At 61.4% G+C, this 4,629-nt stretch carries 6 protein-coding genes; 3 read left to right on the top strand and 3 right to left on the bottom strand.

Annotated features, from left to right (window positions below; translation table 11 throughout):
* Positions 1–27 precede the first annotated feature (27 nt).
* Positions 28–177, bottom strand: coding sequence for a hypothetical protein (locus HDE76_RS20460; RefSeq protein WP_179482733.1), 150 nt, complete (start codon positions 175–177; stop codon positions 28–30).
* Between the two features lie 97 nt (positions 178–274).
* Positions 275–1,870, bottom strand: coding sequence for an inorganic phosphate transporter (locus tag HDE76_RS20455; protein WP_179482735.1), 1,596 nt, complete (start codon positions 1,868–1,870; stop codon positions 275–277).
* Between the two features lie 170 nt (positions 1,871–2,040).
* On the opposite strand from HDE76_RS20455, the gene HDE76_RS20450 reads away from it, so the two are divergent.
* Complete coding sequence (locus tag HDE76_RS20450; protein ID WP_179482737.1) at positions 2,041–2,847, top strand: CHAD domain-containing protein; 807 nt, start codon at positions 2,041–2,043, stop codon at positions 2,845–2,847.
* 63 nt (positions 2,848–2,910) lie between these two features.
* Here HDE76_RS20450 and HDE76_RS20445 read toward each other — a convergent pair whose 3' ends face one another.
* Positions 2,911–3,219: a hypothetical protein gene (locus tag HDE76_RS20445; RefSeq protein WP_179482739.1), complete on the bottom strand. Its 309-nt coding sequence runs from the start codon at positions 3,217–3,219 to the stop codon at positions 2,911–2,913.
* Positions 3,220–3,711: 492 nt separating this feature from the next.
* Here HDE76_RS20445 and HDE76_RS20440 point away from each other — a divergent pair, with 492 nt between their 5' ends.
* Together HDE76_RS20440 and HDE76_RS20435 are read left to right on the top strand one after the other, a co-directional pair.
* Positions 3,712–4,059, top strand: a complete 348-nt coding sequence (locus HDE76_RS20440) for a hypothetical protein (RefSeq protein WP_179482741.1) — start codon at positions 3,712–3,714, stop codon at positions 4,057–4,059.
* 128 nt (positions 4,060–4,187) lie between these two features.
* Entirely contained in the window at positions 4,188–4,607 is a 420-nt protein-coding gene (locus tag HDE76_RS20435; protein ID WP_179482743.1) for a hypothetical protein, read from the top strand.
* Positions 4,608–4,629 lie beyond the last annotated feature (22 nt).

The raw sequence follows: 4,629 nt of genomic DNA, 5'->3' as shown, positions 1-4,629 counted from the left end.
ATCAAGCATCGTTGAAACCAGCAAAAACTAGCCTTGCCGCTTGCCATGATTGGGCAGGGCCACCAGGTCGTCCTCCCGAAAGGGTTTGGTCAGATGCGGAATATTCGGCGCGAACGCCGCCGCATCGGCATAACCCGAGACCACCAGCACCCTGATCTTCGGATGCGACGCAATCACCGTGCCAACGGTGAAATACGAGGAAAGCTGTTTCCTAGACGCGAAGTGGCACTGCGATGTCGGACCACTTCCGTTGTCAGACGGCTGCCGTGGATGCTCAGAACACGTGGCGGAACGCCCAAAACAGCCCTGCCGCCAGCGCAATCGATACCGGCAGGGTCAGCACCCATGCCATCAGCAGGCTGCGTATCGTGCTCCACTGCAAGCCCGAGCCGTTGGCCACCATCGCGCCGGCGACGCCCGACGACAGCACGTGCGTCGTGCTTACCGGCAGGCCGAAACGATCGGCCGCGCCAATGGTGATCGCCGCGACCAGCTCGGCCGAGGCGCCCTGCGCATAGGTCAGGTGCTGCTTGCCGATACGCTCGCCGACGGTGCGCACGATGCGCCGCCAGCCGACCATGGTGCCCAGGCCCAGCGCAATGGCCACGGCCACCTTGACCCAGGTCGGAATGAACTTGGTCGAGCGGTCCAGCAGGCTGTGGTAATTGTCCAGCACGGCCTGATCCGCTGGCGCAAAGCTCGGTTGCTTGGCCTTGGCCATCAGCCGCAGCCCCTCGGAGGTCAGGTACATATTGTTGCGCACGTTGTTGACCTGGGTCTGCGGCACGTCCGACAGCGACGGGCTCTGCCCGGCCTGGCTGCCGATGGTGTCGGTCAGCTGGCGCAAGGCCACCAGGGTTGCCGGCGTGGCCTGATGGCTATCGATGTAATGCTCGATCTCGTCGCGCGGCGAAGTCACCGGTGCGACGCCGGCGGTGTAGCGACCCAGCACTTCGCTGGCATGATGCGCCACCGAAATGAAGGTCTGCGTCTCGCTCGGTGTCACCGTGCGGTTCAGCGCGTAGGCGGCCGGCACCGTGCCGATCAGGATCAGCATGATCAAGCCCATGCCCTTCTGGCCGTCGTTGGAGCCGTGCGCGAACGACACGCCGGTGCAGGTAAGAATCAGAATGCTGCGAATCCAGAACGGCGGCGGCTGATCGCCCTTCGGCTCGGCATACAGCGCCGGCACGCGCACCAGCAGCTTCAGGGCATACAGCAGCAGCGCCGCGAAAAAGAAGCCGACCAGCGGCGACACCAGCAGCGACTTGCCCACGTTCCAGGCCTGGCTCCAGTCCACACTGCTGCTGGCAGCACCGCCGTGCATCAGCTGGTTCATCAGGCCCACGCCGATGATCGAGCCGATCAGCGTATGCGAGCTCGATGAGGGCAGACCGAGCGACCACGTCCCCAGATTCCAGATGATCGCCGCGATCAGCAGCGCGAACACCATCGCGAAGCCCACCCCGGAGCCTACGTTGAGCACCAGGTCGATCGGCAACAGCTGCAGCACCGCGAAGGCCACCGCGCCGCTGGAAACCATCACGCCGACGAAATTCCAGCCCCCCGACCAGACCACCGCAAAACTCGCCGGCAGCGAGCGCGTGTAGATCACCGTGGCTACTGCGTTGGCGGTATCGTGAAAGCCGTTGACGAACTCGAAGCCCAGCGCGATCAGCAGCGCCGTGGCGAGCAGGAAATAGCTCACGGCCGTGCCCGAGGGTGCGATCGTCAAATCGTGGTTGAGCTGCACGCCGACGTAGATCGTCGCCAGCAACAGACATAGGCCGAAAAGGCCGAAGCCGAACAGCCGCTGGTTTGCGGAGCCCTTCACACTGTCGATCAAGTCTTCGCTGGTCGAACTGTTCATGGTTAAGCACCGGCAGGACAAGGTCCATCGACTTAAGCAGCCGATTGTGACCTGCGTGTGTCATCGCGGGACTGGGAATGCGCTCATCCACGCCTGTGCCGTGAAATTGTCACGGCCGCATGGGTTGCGCCTTACACTGGCCGCTTGGCCAGCCAAGGATCGTCTGATTCATGAATGCCGACACGTTGTCTACCATGAGCAGCTCGCTCGCCGCGCTTGCCCGGAAGGAGTGCAAGGCGGTCGCCAAAGCCTTGGCCAACCGGAAAGATCGCCATCGCGGTGTTCACGAAGCGCGCAAAGCCCTGCGCAGGTTGCGCAGCCTGCTCGCGCTGGTCAGCGACGCCGTGGGAGCCGAGACCGCAAAGATCGATATCGCCCTGCGCCATCAGGCGAGGCGGCTGTCGGCGCTGCGCGACTCGCAGGTGGCGGTAGCGATAGCAGAGAAACTCGCTGCCGATGACGAAACCGGCGAATGGGCGATCGCCGCGCAAGTGCTGGCCGTGCAGCGCGATTTGCTGCTGGAAACGGAGCTGGACAAAGACCCAGGCTTCGCCCGGCGCATCGCCGCCATGGCGGATATAGTCATCGTGCTCGACAAGCTCCGCTGGAAGCGCGTCACGCAAAAATCTCTGCAGCAGTCGGTCAAGCAAAGCCATCGACGAGTCAACAAGTCCGAACGCGACGCTGCGGAACAGGGCACACCAGCCAGCCTGCACCGCTGGCGACGACGGGTGCGGCGTCTGCGCCTGCAACTCGAAGCCGTTCACACGCTCAATCGTCTGGCGGGCGTAGCGATCCAGGCCAGTGAAGTCCACAAAAACAAATCCACCAAGGCACTCGCGCAACTGGCCGATCAGCTCGGCTGGCGGCAAGATATCCAGGTACTGCGCGCAGCGCTGAAAACCTTTCCCGATGCCACGATGCTCGCCAACCTGCGTAAACGGCTGCGCCTGGAAACGAAGCTCGCGCGTTACTGATTTGCGGACGAGCGTCGGTCCATAGTTCAGATGCAGGTTCAGCAGGTGCTGGCTAAAAACAAATCAGATCAGGGCCACGCCGGCCATCAGCAACAGCGCGTTATTCGTCCGGCACCACCAGCCGCCGGCTAAGCGAAACGCACTGAAAGCATTCATCGATACGACGGCCGTGCCGGCACTGGACCAGATATGCGCATCGAGCAGCCCGCGAATATGCCGGTTGAAAAACCCTCGCAGCGCGTCATTGAGCTGCCCGGGCAACATGAGAGATAGGTGCCGCGATACGCGATGAAATCGAACGGTCGAAACGCTGCCTGCGCGCTCGATCGCGGGACACGGGTTGAACGTGACGACCGGAAGCGATCCGCTCATGCGCACGTCGCCAAGCGTCGTTGCGACCGCGTACGCACGACGCGACTGCGATCAAAAGAATAACCGTGTTTTGCGTGATGACGACAACCAACCGCCGCACCTTTGTCACGCCTGCGGCGACAGCGCAGGCAAACGTGGCGCTCTCTCGACAGCAGCCAAGTACCTGCCATGTTCCCCCGTCGCAATGCCGATCATACCAGTGCGATTCGATCGAGCCTTCAACGCGACCGATTGCTGCAAGGCAGCGAGACTGAACGGCAGCCAGCTATGTAAAGAAGTGTGTCAACGCCCTGCGGATACATCCCGTTCTCCAGTTCTGCTTGCCAGCGATCGACTTACGTAACGAACGCGATCGGCACGCTCGACAACGGCACGGGAGATGTCGATCGCGAGGTACGTATCCCAGGCCTGCCACCGTGGCATGACTTCGCGCAGGCAACGCCTGCCGCCGTCATATCCATCCATGCTTACCTACTCACTAAGGATGCAATTATGAAAACCCACGCAAAATTTCGCCTCGGCATGCTTGGCTTGGTTGCTTTTTCGGCGCTCGTCTCCGGTACGGTAATGGCGCAGGACACCAGCGTACCCGGCCATCCGCGCGTCAACGAAGTCAATCAGCGCCTGAGCAATCAGCAAAATCGCATTCAAAACGGTGAAGCCAACGGCACGATCAATGGCAAGCAGGCCGCCCGCGACGAAAAGCAGGACGCCAACATTGCCCAGCGCGAAAGCGCCGACGAGGCCAAACACAACGGCCACCTCACCAAGGGCGAGGATAGACGCCTGAACAAGTCGGAGAATCGCGACAGCCGCCGTATTCGGCGCCAGAAGCACTGATCGATGCATTGATCTGGCGTCTATGGCATTGAAAGCGCTTCTCGCCTGAGCCTTGCGATAGGCCAGGAACCATACGCACCGTCAGCGACTGGTCGGCGGTGCGTTTTTATTGATCCGGTAGATCGGGTATGAGCAACGCGTTGTGCCTTCGCGATCATTGGGATGGTGGCGCAAGGCGATGCGATACGCCGACGAGTGATGGCCTTCACGTGCTTGGCAGCGCCCAGTTAGCGTATGCAACTCATCCTCACGTGGACAATGCACCGTTTTTCCGAAAATACGCCCGAACGCACGCGCAGCGTTTCAGGACGGCCAGATCGATGATCTTCTACGAGATTCCCTACGAACAGGGGAACACAGACACCTGGTATCTGGATGGCCTCGCTGAAGGCCGCAAGAGCTTTGACTCACGCGTCAAAGCGCTATCCTTTGCCATGCAGTCTGCCAAAAAGGCTGCAAAAAATTTTGGCGACCAAGCATGCATCGCCATCCAGGGTGCCGACGGCACTTGGCGTACGTTCGATCCGGATATGCTGCCGCTGAAATAGAGCCTGTGCCACCCGATCGGGC

It is taken from the genome of Rhodanobacter sp. ANJX3, from assembly GCF_014200755.1.
In the GTDB taxonomy this organism is placed as follows: domain Bacteria; phylum Pseudomonadota; class Gammaproteobacteria; order Xanthomonadales; family Rhodanobacteraceae; genus Rhodanobacter.
The sequence above is the reverse complement of the archived record's forward strand: the minus strand, read 5'-3'. Positions and strand labels throughout refer to the sequence as shown.

Coding starts and splice junctions, on each gene's coding strand:
- HDE76_RS20455 (WP_179482735.1), bottom strand. CDS start 1,870: ATGAACAGTTCGACCAGCGAAGACTTGATCGACAGTGTGAAGGGCTCC.
- HDE76_RS20450 (WP_179482737.1), top strand. CDS start 2,041: ATGAATGCCGACACGTTGTCTACCATGAGCAGCTCGCTCGCCGCGCTT.
- HDE76_RS20445 (WP_179482739.1), bottom strand. CDS start 3,219: ATGAGCGGATCGCTTCCGGTCGTCACGTTCAACCCGTGTCCCGCGATC.
- HDE76_RS20440 (WP_179482741.1), top strand. CDS start 3,712: ATGAAAACCCACGCAAAATTTCGCCTCGGCATGCTTGGCTTGGTTGCT.
- HDE76_RS20435 (WP_179482743.1), top strand. CDS start 4,188: ATGAGCAACGCGTTGTGCCTTCGCGATCATTGGGATGGTGGCGCAAGG.